Origin of the sequence: Albidovulum aestuarii (assembly GCF_029961185.1) — a bacterium.
In the GTDB taxonomy this organism is placed as follows: domain Bacteria; phylum Pseudomonadota; class Alphaproteobacteria; order Rhodobacterales; family Rhodobacteraceae; genus Albidovulum; species Albidovulum aestuarii.
This window is the reverse complement of sequence record NZ_JASBQQ010000002.1, coordinates 151,045-168,863: the sequence shown is the minus strand read 5'-3', so window position 1 is coordinate 168,863 and position 17,819 is coordinate 151,045. Positions and strand designations below refer to the sequence as shown.

22 protein-coding genes are annotated in these 17,819 nt (G+C 60.5%); 12 read left to right on the top strand and 10 right to left on the bottom strand.

What is annotated here, in order from left to right; all coding sequences use genetic code 11:
* Positions 1-21: 21 nt before the first annotated feature.
* Genes QKW60_RS05505 through QKW60_RS05485 form a run of 5 tightly spaced genes read left to right on the top strand, consistent with a single transcriptional unit; the run spans position 22 to position 1,738 of the window.
* Positions 22-312: a hypothetical protein gene (locus QKW60_RS05505; protein WP_282367107.1), complete on the top strand. Its 291-nt coding sequence runs from the start codon at positions 22-24 to the stop codon at positions 310-312.
* Positions 309-464: a hypothetical protein gene (locus tag QKW60_RS05500; RefSeq protein ID WP_282367106.1), complete on the top strand. Its 156-nt coding sequence runs from the start codon at positions 309-311 to the stop codon at positions 462-464. Before QKW60_RS05505 ends, QKW60_RS05500 begins: the two co-directional genes overlap by 4 nt.
* Positions 461-1,258 carry a peptidoglycan-binding protein gene (locus tag QKW60_RS05495; RefSeq protein WP_282367105.1) on the top strand — a complete coding sequence of 266 codons (798 nt, stop codon included), beginning with the start codon at positions 461-463 and terminating at the stop codon, positions 1,256-1,258. The genes QKW60_RS05500 and QKW60_RS05495 overlap by 4 nt, the downstream gene beginning before the upstream one ends.
* A gap of 1 nt (position 1,259) precedes the next feature.
* Positions 1,260-1,487, top strand: coding sequence for a hypothetical protein (locus QKW60_RS05490; protein ID WP_282367104.1), 228 nt, complete (start codon positions 1,260-1,262; stop codon positions 1,485-1,487).
* Entirely contained in the window at positions 1,484-1,738 is a 255-nt protein-coding gene (locus QKW60_RS05485; RefSeq protein ID WP_282367102.1) for a hypothetical protein, read from the top strand. Before QKW60_RS05490 ends, QKW60_RS05485 begins: the two co-directional genes overlap by 4 nt.
* A gap of 201 nt (positions 1,739-1,939) precedes the next feature.
* Here the strand turns inward: QKW60_RS05485 and QKW60_RS05480 are convergent, their stop codons facing one another.
* From QKW60_RS05480 to QKW60_RS05470, 3 genes are all read right to left on the bottom strand, one after another.
* Entirely contained in the window at positions 1,940-2,137 is a 198-nt protein-coding gene (locus tag QKW60_RS05480) for a BrxR family helix-turn-helix transcriptional regulator (RefSeq protein ID WP_282367100.1), read from the bottom strand.
* 17 nt (positions 2,138-2,154) lie between these two features.
* Positions 2,155-2,421, bottom strand: a complete 267-nt coding sequence (locus QKW60_RS05475; protein ID WP_282367099.1) for a hypothetical protein — start codon at positions 2,419-2,421, stop codon at positions 2,155-2,157.
* 192 nt (positions 2,422-2,613) lie between these two features.
* Positions 2,614-2,835, bottom strand: coding sequence for a hypothetical protein (locus tag QKW60_RS05470; protein ID WP_282367098.1), 222 nt, complete (start codon positions 2,833-2,835; stop codon positions 2,614-2,616).
* A gap of 135 nt (positions 2,836-2,970) precedes the next feature.
* Here QKW60_RS05470 and QKW60_RS05465 point away from each other — a divergent pair, with 135 nt between their 5' ends.
* The 6 genes from QKW60_RS05465 to QKW60_RS05440 all read left to right on the top strand — a co-directional run bounded on the left by QKW60_RS05465 (position 2,971) and on the right by QKW60_RS05440 (position 10,304).
* Positions 2,971-3,615: a recombinase family protein gene (locus QKW60_RS05465; protein ID WP_282367097.1), complete on the top strand. Its 645-nt coding sequence runs from the start codon at positions 2,971-2,973 to the stop codon at positions 3,613-3,615.
* On the top strand, positions 3,615-4,157 hold the full coding sequence (locus QKW60_RS05460; RefSeq protein WP_282367095.1) for a GIY-YIG nuclease family protein: 543 nt from the start codon (positions 3,615-3,617) through the stop codon (positions 4,155-4,157). The genes QKW60_RS05465 and QKW60_RS05460 overlap by 1 nt, the downstream gene beginning before the upstream one ends.
* A gap of 9 nt (positions 4,158-4,166) precedes the next feature.
* Positions 4,167-4,493 (top strand): hypothetical protein, encoded by a 327-nt coding sequence (locus QKW60_RS05455; RefSeq protein ID WP_282367092.1) that lies wholly within the window; start codon positions 4,167-4,169, stop codon positions 4,491-4,493.
* A complete protein-coding gene (locus QKW60_RS05450) occupies positions 4,490-4,768 on the top strand; it encodes a hypothetical protein (RefSeq protein WP_282367090.1) in 279 nt (92 codons plus the stop codon). Before QKW60_RS05455 ends, QKW60_RS05450 begins: the two co-directional genes overlap by 4 nt.
* Positions 4,769-5,997: 1,229 nt before the next feature.
* A complete protein-coding gene (locus QKW60_RS05445; RefSeq protein WP_282367089.1) occupies positions 5,998-9,681 on the top strand; it encodes a vitamin B12-dependent ribonucleotide reductase in 3,684 nt (1,227 codons plus the stop codon).
* A gap of 389 nt (positions 9,682-10,070) precedes the next feature.
* Positions 10,071-10,304 (top strand): EF-hand domain-containing protein, encoded by a 234-nt coding sequence (locus QKW60_RS05440; protein WP_263740380.1) that lies wholly within the window; start codon positions 10,071-10,073, stop codon positions 10,302-10,304.
* Between the two features lie 120 nt (positions 10,305-10,424).
* On the opposite strand, the gene QKW60_RS05435 is transcribed toward QKW60_RS05440, so the two are convergent.
* The 3 genes from QKW60_RS05435 to QKW60_RS05425 form a co-directional block, all read right to left on the bottom strand.
* The gene (locus QKW60_RS05435; RefSeq protein ID WP_282367086.1) at positions 10,425-11,417 is read right to left on the bottom strand and encodes an MBL fold metallo-hydrolase; all 993 of its coding nucleotides are present in this window, start codon (positions 11,415-11,417) and stop codon (positions 10,425-10,427) included.
* Between the two features lie 118 nt (positions 11,418-11,535).
* A complete protein-coding gene (locus QKW60_RS05430) occupies positions 11,536-12,498 on the bottom strand; it encodes a LuxR C-terminal-related transcriptional regulator (protein WP_282367084.1) in 963 nt (320 codons plus the stop codon).
* A 100-nt stretch (positions 12,499-12,598) separates the two neighbouring features.
* Positions 12,599-13,120: an RNA polymerase sigma factor gene (locus tag QKW60_RS05425; protein WP_282367082.1), complete on the bottom strand. Its 522-nt coding sequence runs from the start codon at positions 13,118-13,120 to the stop codon at positions 12,599-12,601.
* Between the two features lie 263 nt (positions 13,121-13,383).
* Between QKW60_RS05425 and QKW60_RS05420 the strand changes: the two genes are divergently transcribed.
* The gene (locus QKW60_RS05420; protein ID WP_282367080.1) at positions 13,384-13,626 is read left to right on the top strand and encodes an EF-hand domain-containing protein; all 243 of its coding nucleotides are present in this window, start codon (positions 13,384-13,386) and stop codon (positions 13,624-13,626) included.
* 63 nt (positions 13,627-13,689) lie between these two features.
* On the opposite strand, the gene ilvN is transcribed toward QKW60_RS05420, so the two are convergent.
* The 4 genes from ilvN to QKW60_RS05400 form a co-directional block, all read right to left on the bottom strand.
* Positions 13,690-14,250: an acetolactate synthase small subunit gene (gene ilvN / locus QKW60_RS05415; RefSeq protein WP_263740375.1), complete on the bottom strand. Its 561-nt coding sequence runs from the start codon at positions 14,248-14,250 to the stop codon at positions 13,690-13,692.
* A gap of 66 nt (positions 14,251-14,316) precedes the next feature.
* On the bottom strand, positions 14,317-16,071 hold the full coding sequence (locus QKW60_RS05410; protein ID WP_282367078.1) for an acetolactate synthase 3 large subunit: 1,755 nt from the start codon (positions 16,069-16,071) through the stop codon (positions 14,317-14,319).
* A 359-nt stretch (positions 16,072-16,430) separates the two neighbouring features.
* Entirely contained in the window at positions 16,431-17,351 is a 921-nt protein-coding gene (locus QKW60_RS05405) for a calcium/sodium antiporter (protein ID WP_282367076.1), read from the bottom strand.
* 91 nt (positions 17,352-17,442) lie between these two features.
* Positions 17,443-17,799 carry a winged helix-turn-helix transcriptional regulator gene (locus tag QKW60_RS05400; RefSeq protein WP_282367074.1) on the bottom strand — a complete coding sequence of 119 codons (357 nt, stop codon included), beginning with the start codon at positions 17,797-17,799 and terminating at the stop codon, positions 17,443-17,445.
* Between the last annotated feature and the right edge of the window lie 20 nt (positions 17,800-17,819).

Sequence of the window (17,819 nt, the reverse complement as noted above, 5' to 3'; positions counted from 1 at the left end):
AACAATGCCTGAGGGGGAGACATGAGTAAGCCGCTTGAATTCTGGATCGCCCTAAGCGTTGGCGTTCTTATCGTCATAGAGCGTCACCGGGAGAAGTCGGCGATTGCGCGAGCGATCATCGCGGCGATCTCCGGCGGCATCGGCTATTCGCTGGCACCGGAGGCGGCGGCCTTGACTGGTCGCAGCGAGACCATGGCCGTCATGATCCTGACTGCATTCGGGTATTTGCTTTTGGACCTTGGCGCGGCTCTGATCGCTGACCGCGAACTGATCCGGGATGTTATCAAGCGGCGATTGGGGGGCGGCAAATGACCCACACCAAAGCCGCCATCCGGCGGCATCGCAGCCTTTATGTGATCCTGCTCGCCCTCTGTGTTGCTTATTGGGCCGAACCAGGGGTCGGCCTCATGACGGATGCGTGCCGGGATCTGATCCACTTCTTCACGGAAAGGTCTGTGCCATGAACCTTCACGCCCTAGACCTTGCAAAGATCACCAACCGCGAGCCCAACGCGAACATGCAGTCCGTTGTCGCGGGGCTGGAGGCATTCCCGGCTGGACTTGGGCAACCGCACCGGCTGGCGCACTATCTCGCCCAACTCTGCCATGAATCGGGCGGGTTTCGGTACGACCGGGAAGTCTGGGGGCCGACCCCGGCTCAGAAGCGGTACGAGGGGCGGAAGGATCTCGGCAACACGCAGCCCGGGGACGGCTACAAGTTCCGGGGCAGGACCGGCATCCAGATCACCGGGCGGGAGAACACGGCGGCGTTCCGTGACTGGTGCCGCCAGAACGTGTCGCACAAGTGCCCTGATTTCGAGGTCGACCCGGACGCGATGAACTCCGACCCGTGGGAAGGCCTCGGCCCGATCTGGTATTGGGACACGCGGGGCCTGAACAAGTTCGCCGACAAGAACGACATTTCCACCATCACGCGCCGGATCAATGGCGGGCTGAACGGCTTTGCCGATCGGAAGAAATGGTACGTGAAATGCGCCCTTGTGCTTCTGGGCCATGGCCCGAGCGATGTGGTGGCGTTCCAGAAGGCGGCCAAGCTATCACCGGACGGGATTGCTGGCCTCAAGACCATGGGCGCGCTCCACGCGGCGCTCTGCACCCGTCCGGCCATCACCACCACGCCCAAACCCGCCCAGACGCCGCCCACAACTGGCACAGACGTTCCCGCGTCGTTCATCGCGGCACTGGCGGCGGGCATCGTGGCGCTGATCGCAGGCATCAAGGCTTATTTCGGAGGCTGATATGGACAACGCAACCAAAACACGCGGACTGGTCTACATCCTCGGTCTGGCAGGCTCTGGCGTGGCTCTGTGGCTTGCCGCCTCAGGCTTTGCCACATTCGACATTGCGACCGGTGAACTGGACATTCACCCGTTTAACGTAACGCAGGTCATCACGCAGGCCGTGTCGTGGATCGGCAACGGTCTGGCGCTGCTGGCGGTCTGGCGCGGATGGGGGAAGCGGACATGATGTGGCTTCTCGCGCTCGGTCGCTTCATCCCCTCGCCCGTCAAGCGGTTTGCCGGATGGGCCGGGGCAATGGCCATCGTGCTTCTTGCGGGTATCGGGATGGTCAAGAAAAACCAACGCCTCAAGGACGAATTGGAGGACGCCAATGAACACATCGACACGCGGAAGCGCATTGACGACGCTGTTGAAGCATCCCGCAAGGATCGCGGTGCTTGGCATGACCGCCTGCGTAGGGACCGGGATAAGCGATAGTGGCCTTTGTGCGGGGCTGCGGGGGTCGGTCATCGCGCTTGAGGCCGGTTTGCTGGCTCATCCTGAGACGCATGACGCCGTGGGTGAACCGGGGACGGACGTGGTAATTGGCTACAACGCCGGGTGCCGGTCTTGATCCGCCTCGCGTTCGGTTTGGCGCTGATCTTGCTATGCACCACGGTCTTGGCGGTCTGACCGGGGTTAGTTGGACACGTAGCGTTTGGCTGAGCGGTCATAGGTGACCGCATCCGGGAAACGCCGTTGGAATTCGCGCAGGTCAAGGGATGCCTGTGGCGTCGAAACGTCGAACATCCTTTCGATGTGTTCACGGTTGATGAACCCATAGACGCGGATCATCTCTCCTATCCACTCGATGCGCTTCTCGACAAACCAGGTCACTTTGGCCTCCGGTCAGTTTACTGTGGTTTCGTCGTCGGTGGTTCTGAGTAACGGCCTTCGAGCCTGGCAAGATATTCCCGCAGCATAGCGATCATGTCTTCGCGTTCGCCGTTGCTGATGTAGTTCACCCTGCCGCCTTCGATCTTGCCAAACTCCGCCGTCAGCAGAACAAAGCCCACCGTCGGCTTTCGCCCCGGCCGTCGTTTTCCATTCAGACCTTCGTCGATCGCGCGGGCGAGCTTGTTCATAGCCTGTCGATAACGTTCTTGAATCGGTGCTACCATGGGGGCCTCCGGTCTATTGGATCGCTTGGCGAGACACCGCCCGACGTCGTTCGACGTAGCCCGATCTTTCCCCCGTCCGCTCGTTCTGCCCGGTTCGCATATGCCCCCGAGCAACCTTTAACATGTGACCGGCGGACGTGCCGGGCTGCTGGTTCTCCGTGAAAGACGGTGCCTCGCAAAAGGATCCTCCGGTCAGCTTGACGTTCTGAATAGCTGCTTAATCGAGCGAAAGCGGATTTCCGTTTCGGCGGCGTTGGCCTTCCATGAAGCATCATCGGCCGTGTCGTGTAGTGTGGCCGCTAGCTCCTTCAGCTGATCGTCAGATAGCGTCGAAAACTCGTCAGCGAACTCCGCCGTCTGTTCCTGCATCATGGTGATCTGATGCTTCAGTTTGAGAACTTCATCGTCTTCCATGTTGGCTCCCGGGTTTTCTGGATTTCCAATAAGTGTTCCAGAAAGATTAGGTTGACATACTAGGGTTGTCTAGATGAAATATTCCTGAAAGTGTTCCGAGAACTTAGGGGGCGGAATCGTAGGGACGTATAAAAAGTGGCCGATAATTCCGAAAAGACACCCGGAAAAATCGGATACGCCCGAGTCTCTACGGCCGATCAGAATCTGGAAATGCAGATCGAAGCATTGAAGCGATACGGCGTTTCGGATGAGTTCATCTTCACCGACAAGATGAGCGGCGCAAAGCGCGATCGGCCCGGCCTGACTAGGGCGCTGAAGGTTGCCCAGCACGAAGGAACCGAGCTTGTTGTTTGGAAGCTCGATCGTCTTGGCCGCAGCCTCTTGGGCATCATTCAGACTGTCCAGATGCTTGCTGAAAGGGGTGTTCGGCTTGTAAGCCTGACTGAGGGGCTGGATCTCGGCACTCCGATGGGGCGCATGATCGTTCATATCATGGGTGCCTTGGCGGAGTATGAGCGCGAGCTGATCCGTGAGCGCACAATGGCTGGTCTTGAGCAAGCCCGACGCGAAGGCAAGGCGCATGGTCGGCCGGTCGCGATGACACCGGAACGGACTGATCTTGCCGGAAAGATGCTCGATGAGGGGGCGCACATTCTGAAAGATGTCCTGCCCGCTTTGCAGGCGCTCGAAGGCCCCAAGGTTAGCCGATCGGCGCTCTATGCGTGGGTGAAGGAGTACCGCGCCCTTGTTGACCCCGATGAAGCCACGGACGATCGCTGATGACGACCAGGTACACAGTCTATCGCCACATCGATGCCGACGGTGTCTTGCTCTATGTCGGCATGACCAGAAACCCGATGGCGCGACTTGATAGACACTTTGCCCGCTCACCTTGGATATATGATGCGGTGCGCGTGGACATGGTGCATTACGAGTCCTTCGAGGAAGCTGCGAAGGCTGAAGCTCGCGCCATTCGCACCGAGTCGCCTCTCTTCAATCGCTACATTCCAAAATTGCGGCGCAGGCGGCGCTCCACCCATCCTCTGCCACCTGAAGCGATTGGTGCAGGATGTTTTGGCTGCGTTGTGGCAGATAATCCCAAGCGCAGGCAGTTTCTGGTGTCGCGTATGATCGAAGCTGGCGTGCCTGGTTCAATGATCATCGACGACGTGCGGGCTGCCGTTCGGGTGGCGCAGCATGTAGGGTCAACGATCTTTATCGCGGGCACCCGTGACTTGGGCGGTGCGGTCGAGGTTCTACGCAGTCGGAAGATCAGAATTCGCGGGGTCCCGGATCAGGCGACCGCGCAAGAGTCCAACTAAGGAGGAAGCATGAGCGAGCAGCCCAAGACAACTCTTGCTGATGGTTCGCCAGTCACGGCTGATCATCGCGAACTGCGCGAAGATGGCCAGCAGAAGGCCTATGTCGTGTTGTCGGACGAAGAGCGTGCAAAGGGCTTTGTTCGCCCCGTCCGTCGAAGCTATGTCCACAAGAAATGCGGGACTGTCACGACCATGGGACAAGCTATTGCCGAAACCTACGCCCGCGATCCGTTCTTCTACAGCGGCACGTTCTGTTGTGCTTGCCGTTCCCACTTTCCTGTCGGTGAGGATGGGGAGTTCGTTTGGGACGGCACCAATGAAAAGGTCGGCACATGACTACGAAGCATTCCCCGCTACGCGTCTTGAAGGCGCAGGCCGACGAGATTGCCGCGACCATCTGCGCGGCCGAGCGGGGTGAGGCGATCGATGTGCAATTCGCGGCGAAACTCGAAGAGGCCCGCGGCAAGGAAAGTGTGAGCGTGGGGATCGTGATGGATGACAAGATCGTCCGCCTTGATCTGCCGTGGTCTGTCATTCGCAGCTCCGGAAGGGTCGGCTTGGCGGAGTACATTCTCGGCCAAATGCGAGAGACCAGGCGTGCGGTCCACTGAGTTCAGAAAAGGAGGCGTCAGATGCCCAAGAATAGTGCGCCGGCACCGTCACGTGGTCTTGCAACGGAGTCCGTGAAATTGAAGGCTGGGGCCGCAATCGGGTCAACGATCGGGTTTATAACCAAGGTCGCATTGGGCACAGTTGTGGCGATTGCGGTAGCTCGCGCGATGGGCGTGTCTATGTAGGAGACTGTTAACCGGACTGTTAACTGCTATTTGAGCGCGTTAATAATAGTCAATTAAATCAATTAGATAGACTAGAATTTTGGTGTTTGTTCGACGGTCTCAAAAACCGTCACCCAAACTGAATGAAATGCGTGGCTGCGGCCGCAGAGGTCAGTTCCTAACGTACCTCGCCTGGCATCGATCATGCAGCACGTTCGACGGTTTCCCCGCCTTTGGGCAGTCAGCGGCAACGATCGACAAGGCGTCATGCATGGCGGTGTCCGGCCCAACCTTCTCGATGAATCGTTCCTTGGAATAGCGCCCCTCGCGGCCGCATTGGTCGCACCTTATGACCACGCGGTCATGCGGCCAGTTCTTTGCCTGCATTGTCCTGAAGGGCTCCGATTCGTTTTACACGCGTCTTGTAACCCATTGATATCAAAAGCGCCAAATTCGCATTGTTTTCCCGCAAAGGTATTGGAATTCAACGATTTTGGCCGGTTTTGGGTACCGTAGGTCGGAAGTTCGAATCTTCTCGCCCCGACCACTTCGAAAATCCCGCTTTTGCTCCCTCTCTATGTGTCGTTTCGGTCATTGGCCGGAGACGACGCGGGTCCGCCATATGGCGGTCTGGGCACCGTTAATCTTGATGAATCCCTGTGGATGAATTGAAGCTTTTTCAAAGCGACGTGATCCAAGCGCCCAGTAGACAAGCAATTTTCCGCCGAGCGGATCGGCGTGTGGTTTGTGGGTGAATCGGTGACGTCTGATAGCCATGCCGATGACCAATTGGGGTCAACCGAAATCTTGTCACAAAAAAGAGAAAAAGCTGTTGACCCGGCCGGGGGTCATACGTCAGTTTGTGGGGGCTGACGGAGAAGCCACAACATTTAGTGGCCGGAACGACGGGGACACAATACCAAAGCTGGCCGCGCAAAAGCGGCTGTTCGGCGCGGCAGGCGCATCTGCCGCGACGCATATGCTGTCCTTTGAGCTCCGCTTGGCGGGAATAGCGGTAAGACGCCTTCAAGGGCGCGCCGCGTGTCGAACAAAGGATGGGGCAGATGAAGATCGAACGTAAATTCACCAAGGCAGGAAAAGACGCCTATGCCGAGGTTGCATTCCGCACGACGACGTCGGAAATCCGCAATCCCGACGGCAAGGTCGTGTTCAGGAATGACAAGGTCGAAGTGCCGGCGGATTGGAGCCAGGTTGCCTCTGACGTTCTGGCGCAGAAGTATTTCCGCAAGGCAGGTGTTCCGGCGCGGCTGAAGAAGGTCAAGGAAAAGGGCGTGCCCGAATTCCTCTGGCGCTCGGTTCCGGACGAGAAGGCGCTGGCAGATCTGCCGGAGGACGAGCGTTTCACCGGCGAATCTTCGGGCAAGCAGGTTTTTGACCGCCTCGCGGGTGCTTGGGCCTATTGGGGCTGGAAGGGTGGCTATTTCACCACCGAGTCCGACGCAAAGGCCTACTACGATGAGATGCGCTTTATGCTGGCCGAACAGATGGCCGCACCGAATTCGCCGCAATGGTTCAATACCGGTCTCCACTGGGCCTACGGCATCGACGGTCCGGGGCAGGGGCACTACTATGTGGATCACGCCACGGGCAAACTGACCCGCTCCAACTCCGCCTACGAACACCCCCAGCCGCATGCCTGCTTCATCCAGTCGATCTCGGACGATCTGGTGCAGGAAGGTGGCATCATGGACCTCTGGGTGCGTGAGGCGCGGCTCTTTAAGTATGGGTCGGGCACCGGCACAAACTTCTCGTCGCTGCGCGCGGCCAATGAACCGCTTTCGGGTGGCGGCAAGTCGTCCGGCCTCATGGGCTTCCTGAAGATCGGCGACCGCGCCGCGGGCGCGATCAAGTCGGGCGGTACCACGCGCCGCGCGGCCAAGATGGTGATCTGCGACATGGATCACCCGGATATCGAGGATTTCATCAACTGGAAGGTCATCGAGGAACAGAAGGTGGCCGCTCTGGTCGCCGGGTCCAAGATGCACGAACGCCAGTTGAATGAGATCTTCGCGGCGATCCGTCAATGGGACGGCTCCAGTGAGGATGCTGTCGATCCGGCCAAGAACGAGGCGCTGAAGGCTGCCATCAAGGCCACGAAAAAACTTGCGATCCCCGAGACTTACGTCAAGCGCGTGCTTGACTACGCCAAGCAGGGTTATGGCAGCATCGAATTCCCGACCTATGACACGGATTGGGACTCGGAGGCCTATGCCACCGTTTCCGGCCAGAACTCCAACAACTCCGTCCGCGTCACCGACGCCTTCCTGAAGGCCGTCAAGGACGATGCCGACTGGGAATTGATCCGCCGCACCGACGGCAAGGTCGCCAAGACCGTGAAGGCGCGGGAACTGTGGGAACAGGTCGGCCACGCCGCCTGGGCCTGCGCCGATCCCGGCATCCAGTTCCACGACACGGTCAATTCCTGGCATACCTGCCCGGAAGATGGCGCGATCCGTGGGTCGAACCCGTGTTCGGAATACATGTTCCTTGACGACACGGCCTGCAACCTCGCCTCGATGAACCTGCTGACCTTCTACAAGGACGCCAAGTTCGACGCCGAGGCCTATGTCCATGCCACGCGGCTCTGGACCGTGACGCTGGAAATCTCCGTCCTCATGGCGCAGTTCCCGTCGAAGGAAATCGCGCAGCGGTCCTATGACTACCGCACGCTCGGCCTCGGATATGCCAATATCGGCGGCCTTCTGATGAACATGGGCTACGGTTACGACTCGGATGAGGGCCGGGCGCTCTGCGGCGCGCTGACCGCCGTGATGACCGGCATCGCCTATGCGACCTCGGCCGAAATGGCCGGTGAACTCGGCGCCTTCCCGGGTTATGCCCGCAATGCCGACCACATGCTCCGTGTCATCCGCAACCACCGCAACGCGGCCTATGGCAAGACCGATGGCTACGAAGACCTCGCCGTTAAGCCGGTGGCACTCGATCACGCGAACTGCCCCGATCAAAGCCTTGTTTCCCTTGCAAAAACCGCATGGGATGAGGCGCTGGAGCTGGGCCAGAAGCACGGCTACCGCAACGCCCAGTCGACCGTTATCGCGCCCACCGGCACGATCGGTCTGGTCATGGACTGCGACACGACCGGGATTGAACCCGACTTCGCGCTGGTGAAATTCAAGAAGCTGGCAGGGGGCGGCTACTTCAAGATCATCAACCGCTCGGTTCCGGCGGCGCTGGAAACGCTGGGCTATGGCAGCGCCGAGATCGAAGAGATCATCGCCTATGCCGTCGGCCATGCCTCGCTTGGCAACTGCCCGGGCATCAACCACACGTCGCTGATCGGCCACGGCTTCGGCCAGGCGGAACTGGACAAGATCGAGGCGGCTCTGCCCTCGGCCTTCGACATCCGCTTTGTCTTCAACCAGTGGACGCTCGGTGAGAAGTTCTGCACGGAAACCCTTGGTATCCCTGCCGAAAAGCTGAACGATCCGACCTTCGATCTGCTGCGTCACCTCGGCTTCACCCGCCGTCAGGTCGAAGAGGCGAACGATCATGTTTGCGGCACGATGACGCTGGAAGGCGCGCCGCATCTGGATCCGAAGCATTACTCGGTCTTCGACTGCGCCAATCCCTGCGGCAAGAAGGGCAAACGCTTCCTTGGTGTCGACAGCCATATCCACATGATGGCAGCGGCGCAAAGCTTCATCTCGGGCGCGATCTCCAAGACCATCAACATGCCGAACAACGCGACCATCGAGGACACGCTGGCGGCCTATGAACTGTCTTGGTCGCTGGGCATCAAGGCCAATGCGCTTTATCGCGACGGATCGAAGCTCAGCCAGCCGCTGGCCGCTTCGCTGGTCGAAGACGACGAAGAGGCCGAGGAAATCCTCGCCACCGGCTCGGCACAGGAAAAGGCCGCAGTTCTGGCCGAGAAGATCGTCGAAAAGATCATCGTCAAGGAAGTGGTGAAATCGCACCGCGAAAAGCTGCCCGAACGCCGCAAGGGCTATACCCAGAAGGCCATTGTCGGAGGTCACAAGGTCTATCTGCGCACCGGCGAATACAAGGACGGTGCGCTGGGTGAGATCTTCATCGACATGCACAAGGAAGGGGCGGGCTTCCGCGCGATGATGAACAACTTCGCCATCGCGGTGTCGGTCGGCCTGCAATACGGCGTGCCGCTGGAGGAGTTCGTCGACGCCTTCACCTTCACCAAGTTCGAACCGGCCGGGATGGTTCAGGGCAACGACTCGATCAAGCAGGCGACGTCGATCCTCGACTACATCTTCCGCGAATTGGCGATTTCGTATCTCGACCGCACGGACCTTGCCCATGTGAAGCCCGAAGGCGCGGCCTTCGACGATCTCGGCGGCGGGGCAGATGAAGGCAAGTCCAACGTCTCCGAGATGAGCGAAAGCGCGGCGTCGAAGTCGCTGGAAGTGCTGAAGCAGGTCGCCTCGACCGGCTATATGCGCAAACGCCTGCCGCAGGAACTGATCGTGCTGCAGGGCGGCGTGGGTGCCATGGCGCTGTCTGGCGACCCGGTCGCGGCGCTGAACACGCTGGTGCCGGTGACGGGGCAGGCGATCGCGGCTACGGCAACAACGGCCATCGCGTCGGGTACCGTAACCATGGATGCCCGCACCAAGGCCAAGATGCAGGGTTATGAGGGCGACCCCTGCGGCGAATGCGGCAACTACACGCTGGTGCGCAATGGCACCTGCATGAAATGCAACACCTGCGGCGGAACCTCGGGGTGCAGCTGACGAGGGACAGCGAATACCGGTCACTCCGGTGACCAGTTCCGGGGCGGGTGCGCTCGCCCCCGACGACGTTCAGGCCGCAGGCAGAAAACCGAGCGGTATCAAGGATGAGCCTGGACGGCGAAACTCAAACGGGGGGCCCTGGCCCCCCGATTTTCTTTTGCGCCGGTTCTAACCGCCTGAAGAGCGCAAGGAAATAGCGGTTCCCAAGTCAGTTCGGCGGATGAATGCGTTATGGGCATATATCCATCGGCGTCTTTATGCTTGTATGATCACGCCGACGTGATCGGCTGTTTCACCCCTCTTGCGGGGCGCATCGCGGCACGCCACATAGCGCCCGGTGGTGCCTAAGCCACTGATTCTAGGGCGTTGCCCTTTTGGAGTACAACAAGATGAAAAAGTTCGTTCTGGCCCTCGGCGCCGTTGCCGCTTTCGCCGCCGCTGCCAATGCCCAGACCGTCGTCACCGACACCGACGGCAACGGCACCTTCTCGATCGAAGAGATGACCGCTGCGTACCCGGACATGACCGCGGAAACCTTCGCGGCCATCGACGCGAACGCCGACGGTGCTGTTGACGCCGACGAACTGGCTGCCGCTCAGGAAGCCGGCACGATCGCTCAGTAAGTCGCGATCAGCTCCCGTCAGGGACAGGCCCCGGGGTTCGCGCCCCGGGGCCTTTGTGTTTTAGGGTGTCTGTCGATCCGGTCTGCCGATGTGGGTTCAGACCGGTCAATGCGAATACACTCAGGCCGTCATCGCATTATTGCCGAAATACAGGAACTCGCGGTCCATCCCCGACACGTCACCGGCATTGAGTGACAGGCTCGCGCTGTCGAGCATCTTGTAGCTCGCCTGCGCCTTCACCCATTCATCAGCGCTTTGCAATGTGGTCAGCGTGTAGCTGGTGGTTTCATTGAGGTAGTGCGTCGGAATGACGACCTTGGGTTTCAGGCGTTCGACAATGGCATTGCCCATCTCATAACTCAGAATGTGCATCGAGCCATCGACCGGCAATGTCAGCACGTCGACCTGACCGATCGCATCCCAGAATTCGTCAGCAGGATTGTGGCGATTGTCGCCCCAGATCAGGGTCCGGATACCACCGGTTTCCACCAGATAGACCACCATATCCATATGGTTGGGATTGTTGGGCGGGCAGGCATCCAGCCCGAATTCCGCCAAAGCGTCGGTCCAGCTGTACCAGCCGGGGGCGACACAGGCATGTTTGTCGGCAAATCCGGTGATCTTGATATCGGCAAATTCGAAATTGCCGACCATCCGGTCCAGAACCATCGTAGAAACCGGGCGGTGGATGGCATCATGGTCGAAATGGGTGTGAGTGGACATGCAGATGTCGACCGGCACTTCCGGGAACTCATTCTTGAACCACAGCCCCCACGCGCCCGACGGATCGTCGCGCCAGGGGTCGAACAACAGCGTCGCGCCGCCCGGTGACGTGATCTTGAGTGCGCAGTGGCCGTAAAAGTCGATCCCGACATCACCGGCGACATGGGTGCCGGTGGTTTTTTGCAGCTCGATCACCCCGTTGTTGTTGCCGGGCTGCGTCCAGTCCGTCGATTGGGCCTTTGCGGCCGTGCTGCTCAACATACTTGCCGTCCCGCCAACCCCAGCCGCGCCTGCCGCCATGAAAAATGACCTGCGGGACAGGCCCGGCGACAATGTATCCTTTTGCCCGTTCAGAAGTGTCGGCTTCAGATCCAGATCTTTTCGTTCCATTCGCTCTCTCCCTCTTGGTGTGGCTCCGGGCTGTCCCGGTGGCGGAAGGGTAGCAAAGCGAACCGATGTCACTAATGCGGGAAAAACAATGGGGAAACATGGGGGAAATCCCCATGGTTTATTGCATTGACCGCAACATGCTGCGCAGGTTCTGACCGCTGCGCTGTAAACCGAGTTTCTTGCGTATGTTGTTGCGATGAAATTCCACGGTGCTGGGTTCGCGTGACAGGGTGCGCGCGATGTCCTTGGTGGTCTGCCCGTGCATGATCAGTTGTGCGACCTCCTGCTCTGACGGTGTCAGCGTGTCAAACGCTATGGTCAGCCGGTTCGACATCGAGGCCGAGATGGCGCGCAGGTTTTCGTCGATGATTTCCAGATACGCGCTTGCCGCGGCGTCTGCTTTCAGGCGGCTGCGCAGCTTTCCCAGATGCGGCAATACCAAACCCTTGATCTGACCCAGTACCTTTTCGTCATACTCATCCCGCGACATCTCGACATTGCTCAGCAGGACCCTAAGCGCGGTATTGGCTTCCTCCAGATCGGCGGTGCGTTCCTCAACCCGCTGTTCCATCTGGTCGAGCGCGGTCTGCAACGCCGCCTCAAGGCGCTTGCGCTCTTCGATTTCGGACAGGAGTTGCAGATCTGCTTCGATCACCCGTGCGAATTCCATGAGCCCGTCGCGGAACATCAGAGCCTTCCGATTTCGCCTGCGATCGAGAACGCAGATTGTGCCGAAAACGTCGCCATCGGGCCATTTCAGGGGATATCCGACATAAAAGCGCATTCCGTGCTCCATGTCGTCATTGTCGGCCCAGACGGGGTCGCATGTGGCGTCCTCAACCACGAGTTCGCCATCGTTCTTCAGGACACCGTAGCAATAGAGCCGTTCATTGAGTGTAAATTTTCGGCCGACCTCATAGGGGTTTTCGGGGCCACGGCTGGTGACGAAGACCGAGTGATCCGGCGCATCCGTCTGCATGACGAGACTTGCGGGCACGTCGGTGAGCCGCGAGATCAGGTCAACGATGCGCTGCCAGTTCGCCAGAGTCTCATTCGGAATACGTGGCTTAGATTGGAACATGCCCTCTGGCGCCTACGTTAAGGTCGGATACCAGTCTAGGGGGGAGAACCGTTTTCGGGCAAGACGCCGGTTGGAAGGCCAAGGGAACCATCCGACTCGTTCAGGCAGCACCATCTCCGGTGAGGTATTCGGTCACCGGGCCGCTTTCGGGCAGTCCGCAATCCAGCCGCAGACGTGCGCGGCCACGGGCGAGGCGGGACATGACGGTACCTATGGGCAGGCCTTCGGCCGCTGCGATCTCGGCATAGCTTTCGCCACCCGTGACCTGACGCAGGATCAGCCGCGCCTCGGCCGCCGGCAGCCGCGCCATCGCGCCCGCCACGTCGCGCAGGGCAAGCCTGCCGGGAGCGTCGGACGGGGTGGAGGGTTCCGGAGCCTCTGAAAGGGCCAGGGTCGCCGGGCGAGGACGGCGGGCAAGATTGCGCGCGGCCGTCATCAGATAGGGCTTCAGGTCTTCTATCCCGGCCTCGCGTCCCATCTGCGTCCAGACGCGCAGCAAGGCCTCCTGCGCCAGATCCTCTGCTGCAGCGGGGTCGCGGGTCAGACGGCGCGCAAGGCGGCGCAAAGCGGGAATGAGGGCTATGAGTTCGGGCGTGGTGCAGGGAAGGGAAGGGGGTGTCATGACGATCTCCTTTCCGGCAGGACATTGAACGGGTCCTCACGCCGGACAAGCCCGGGGATTCCCGCCGAGCCACCCTTCGCTGCATGGTTGCGGGCTTTTTGGGCGTCAACCCGCGTGTGCCGGCGGGCGGCATGCGCAGTCCGCCGCCGGGACGGCCGGGGAAATCAGAGCCGCGGGAATAAACCCCGTCCGCCGGCGTCCTGACATGTGAGGGCCGCGACAGGCGGCCTTCCTGATCACGGATGAACCAAGGAGACTATCCGATGAAAAAACTCGCCTTCACCCTCGCCTTCGGGCTTGCCACGACCGGAATGGTTTTTGCCCAGAGCATGACCGAGCTCGATGCCGACGGCAGCGGAGCGCTTTCCCTCGAAGAGCTTCAGGTGATCTATCCGAGTGCGACCGAGGATACGTTCGTCACAATCGATGCCAATGCCGACGGCGCGGTGGATGAGGCCGAGCTGACCGCCGCGGTCGAGGCGGGCACGCTGACCACGGACAGCTAAGGCCCGGGCGCGGGGCCCTGCCACTCTTCCCTTCCCCAGCCGATTGGAGGGGCCCCGCGTTTCTCAGGCGCCGCGCGCCAGTGCGGCGACCCCGGTGCGGGCCACGTCGACCAGACCGAGCGGACGCATCAGTTCGGCGAAAGCGTCGATCTTTTCCGGTGTGCCGGTGATTTCGAAGACAAAGCTTTCGAGCGTCGAGTCGACCACATTGGCGCGGAAGATGTCGGCCAGCCGTAACGCCTCAACCCGCTTCTCGCCCGATCCCGCCACCTTGAAAAGCGCGAGTTCGCGTTCCACTGACGGGCCTTCGACCGTCAGGTCATGAACCTCATGGACCGGCACCAGACGGCCAAGCTGCGCCTTGATCTGCTCAATCACAGCCGCCGTGCCGGTGGTGACGACCGTGATACGGCTCCGGTGACCTTCATGATCCACCTCGGCCACGGTCAGGCTCTCGATATTGTAACCGCGCCCCGAGAAAAGCCCGATGACGCGCGCAAGCACGCCCGCCTCGTTGTCAACCATGACAGCCAGCGTATGCGAGCCGATCACCTCGGCATTCGGGTCGCGCAGGTCATAGGCGGAATGGCTGGAAGCGCCTTTCTTGATCTTCAGTGCGGACATCTCAGTTCCTGCTTTCACTTTCTGTCTGAAAATACTCCGGGGGTCCGGGGCAGGGCCCCCGGGGGCTCAGACGAGCACCGCGCCACCCGCCTGGATCGCGCCCTCGGTTGAGGCGTCACCCAGAAGCATCTCGTTATGCGGTTTGCCCGACGGGATCATCGGGAAGCAGTTCTCATGCTTTTCGACAAGGCAGTCGAACAGGACCGGTCCGTCGAAGTCGATCATGTCCATGATCGCGTCGTCGAGGTCCTTCGGGTCCTTGCACTGAATGCCCTTCCAGCCGAAGGCCTCGGCCAGCTTGACGAAATCGGGCAGGCTCTCGCTCCACGAATGCGAATAGCGCTCGCCGTGCAGCAACTGCTGCCACTGGCGCACCATGCCGAGCCGTTCGTTGTTCAGGATGAACTGCTTCACCGGCGTGCGGAACTGGGTCGCGGTGCCCATTTCCTGCATGTTCATTAGCCATGAGGCTTCACCGGCGACATTGATCACCAGCGCATCGGGATGCGCGACCTGCACGCCGATCGAGGCGGGGAAGCCATAGCCCATCGTGCCAAGGCCGCCGGAGGTCATCCACCGGTTCGGCGCGTCGAAGCCAAGGAACTGCGCGGCCCACATCTGGTGCTGACCGACCTCGGTTGTGATGTAGCGGTCGCGGCCCTTGGTCAGTTCCTCAAGCCGCTGCAACGCGTATTGCGGTTTGATGATCTTGTCGGAGTTTTTGTAGGAAAGGCAGCGCTTCAGCTTCCACTGTTCGATCTGACCCCACCATTTGGCGAGCCCATCCTTGTTCACCTTGCGGCCGCGCGATTTCCAGACCTTGATCAGGTCTTCCAGCACATGGCCGACATCGCCGGTGATCGGGATATCGACATGGATCACCTTGTTGATCGAGGAGGGGTCAATATCGACATGCGCCTTCTTCGATTTCGGGCTGAAATCGGGGATGCGGCCTGTGATCCGGTCATCGAACCGCGCGCCGAGATTGATCATCAGGTCGCAGCCATGCATGGCAAGGTTGGCCTCGTAAAGCCCGTGCATGCCCAGCATGCCGATCCAGTTCTTGCCAGACGCCGGATAAGCGCCAAGCCCCATCAGGGTCGAGGTCACCGGGAATCCTGTGGCGTCAGCCAGTTCTCGCAAAAGCAGGCTGGCGCCGGGGCCGGAATTGATCACGCCGCCGCCGGTATAGAAGACGGGCCGCTCGGCCTTTTCCATCAGCGCGACCAGTTCGGTGATCTTGGCAAGGTCGCCCTTCACCTTCGGCTGATAATGGTTGACCTTCGCCTCGCGCGGCGCTGTGTAGGTGCCCGTCGCGAACTGCACATCCTTCGGAATGTCGATCAGGACCGGACCGGGGCGGCCCTTGGTCGCGACATGGAAGGCCTGATGGATCGTATCGGCCAGCTTGCTCGTATCCTTCACCAGCCAGTTATGCTTGGTGCAGGGGCGGGTGATGCCGACGGTATCGGCCTCCTGAAACCCGTCGGTGCCGATCATGAAGGTCGGCACCTGCCCGGTGAGGCAGACGATCGGAATCGAGTCCATCAGCGCGTCTGTCAGGCCCGTAACCGCATTCGTTGCGCCGGGGCCGGACGTGACGAGCACGACGCCCGGCTTGCCGGTCGAGCGCGCATAGCCCTCGGCCATATGCACCGCGCCCTGTTCGTGCCGTACCAGGATGTGGCGGATGTCGTTCTGCTGAAAGATCTCGTCATAAATCGGCAGCACCGCGCCGCCGGGATAGCCGAAGACCACATCGACGCCCTGATCCTTGAGCGCCTGAACCACCATCTTCGCACCGGTCATCTGCCGCGACATATCCGTTTTCTCCGTCCCTGTCGTTCCTATAGCAACAAAAAGCCCCGGATCCGATCCGGGGCGCATGGGAACCATTATGGTCAACCGTTACCGGCCCATGCGCCATGTCCTTACAAGTACGAGGAACGAAGCCATTCGCCCGGGTCCCATTGCTGCTGTGCAGCGGACATTATTCAGGGTTCCAAGGGGCGTCAACCGCCAAAATGCGCAATATTATGTCGCCCGGCTGGATATCCGGCTTCTTTTATTTCCATTATTGCGGCTGTTTGAGAAAGAAACACGATTCTGAAGGGTGGCGACCGGGGCATGGCCGCGCCAGTTCCGCTCGTGTGAAGGTGGCAGTGCCCTTTGCGCAGCGGTCAACCGGCGCTCATGAGCCCGATATAGCCCGCATAGGCCGCCAAGAGCGCCACGCCGCCCGCCCGGCCGACACGCCCAGGCAGCGCGGCGAACCCCAGCATCGCCAGCGCGGCCGCGAGTGCGAGCGCCATATCCAGCCCGACAAAACGTGGTTCGACAGGTATGGGCGTGACCGTCGCCGTCACCCCGAGAATGCCGAAGATGTTGAAGACGTTCGAGCCGAGGATATTGCCGACAGCGATTTCCGAATGCCCGCGCAGGGCGGCGATGATGGCAGTCGCGAGTTCGGGCAGTGATGTGCCGATAGCGACAATTGTCAGTCCGATCACCGCTTCGCTCACGCCGAAAGCGCGGGCGATCTCGGTCGAGCTGTCAACCAGAAGCCGTGCACCGATCATCAGGATGACAAGCCCGCCAAGCGCCATCGCGACGCTTTGCCAAACCGGGCGCGGCGGTTCTTCGGTGGCGGGCGGTTCCGATCCGGCGGCATTCCTCAGGCACAGCCAGAGATACGCGCCTAATGCAGCCACCAGAAACAACCCTTCGGTCCGTGTGACCGTGCCACCCGCCAGCATCAGCCAGAGCACAAGTGTCGCGCCGATCATTACCGCGAAATCTCGTCGCATCGTGGGCAGCGGCAGCGGAACTGCGGCGATCAGGGCCGAAGATCCGAGGATCAGGAGGATGTTGGCGATGTTCGAGCCGATCACATTGCCGATGGCCAGTGCCGGCGCCCCCGCAAGGGCCGCCTGCAGACCCACGAGCAGTTCCGGTGTCGAGGTGCCGAAACCGACAATCGTCAACCCGATGATCAAGGGTGGCACATGAAAGCGCCGCGCGACGCCGACAGCCCCCCGGATCAGTACCTCGCCACCCAGAAATAGACCGACGAGGCCGAGGAGAAACAGAACATAGGTCAAGATGCACTCCGGGGCTGTTCACCCCAACATCGGTGTGAAGTGCGCGAATGCAAGGGGCGACGGAGCGGCAGCCCCCTTTGTTGCATTCAGGTCATCCTGCCGCCTCGGTCCCGTTCTTCGTTTTCAGCTTCATGCCAATTTCGGCAATCGCGCGGATGGCGGGCAGAAGCTCAGCCCCCAGATCTGTCAGCTCATATTCCACCGAAGGCGGCGAGGTCGGCACGACCCGGCGCGTGATGATGCCGTTCTCTTCCATCTCGCGAAGACGCTGCGTCAGCACCTTTGCCGATACGGGTTTCATATCCGCCTTCAGTTCGGAAAACCGGCGCGGTCCGCCGGAAAGGTACCAGATCGCATTGGGCGTCCAGGTGGCGCCGATAAGCGCCATGCAGGATGAAAGCGGGCAGAGCGGGTTTGGGGCGGAATTCTTTCGGCGTTTCAGCGGCATCTGGGTCTCCGGGTTACCGG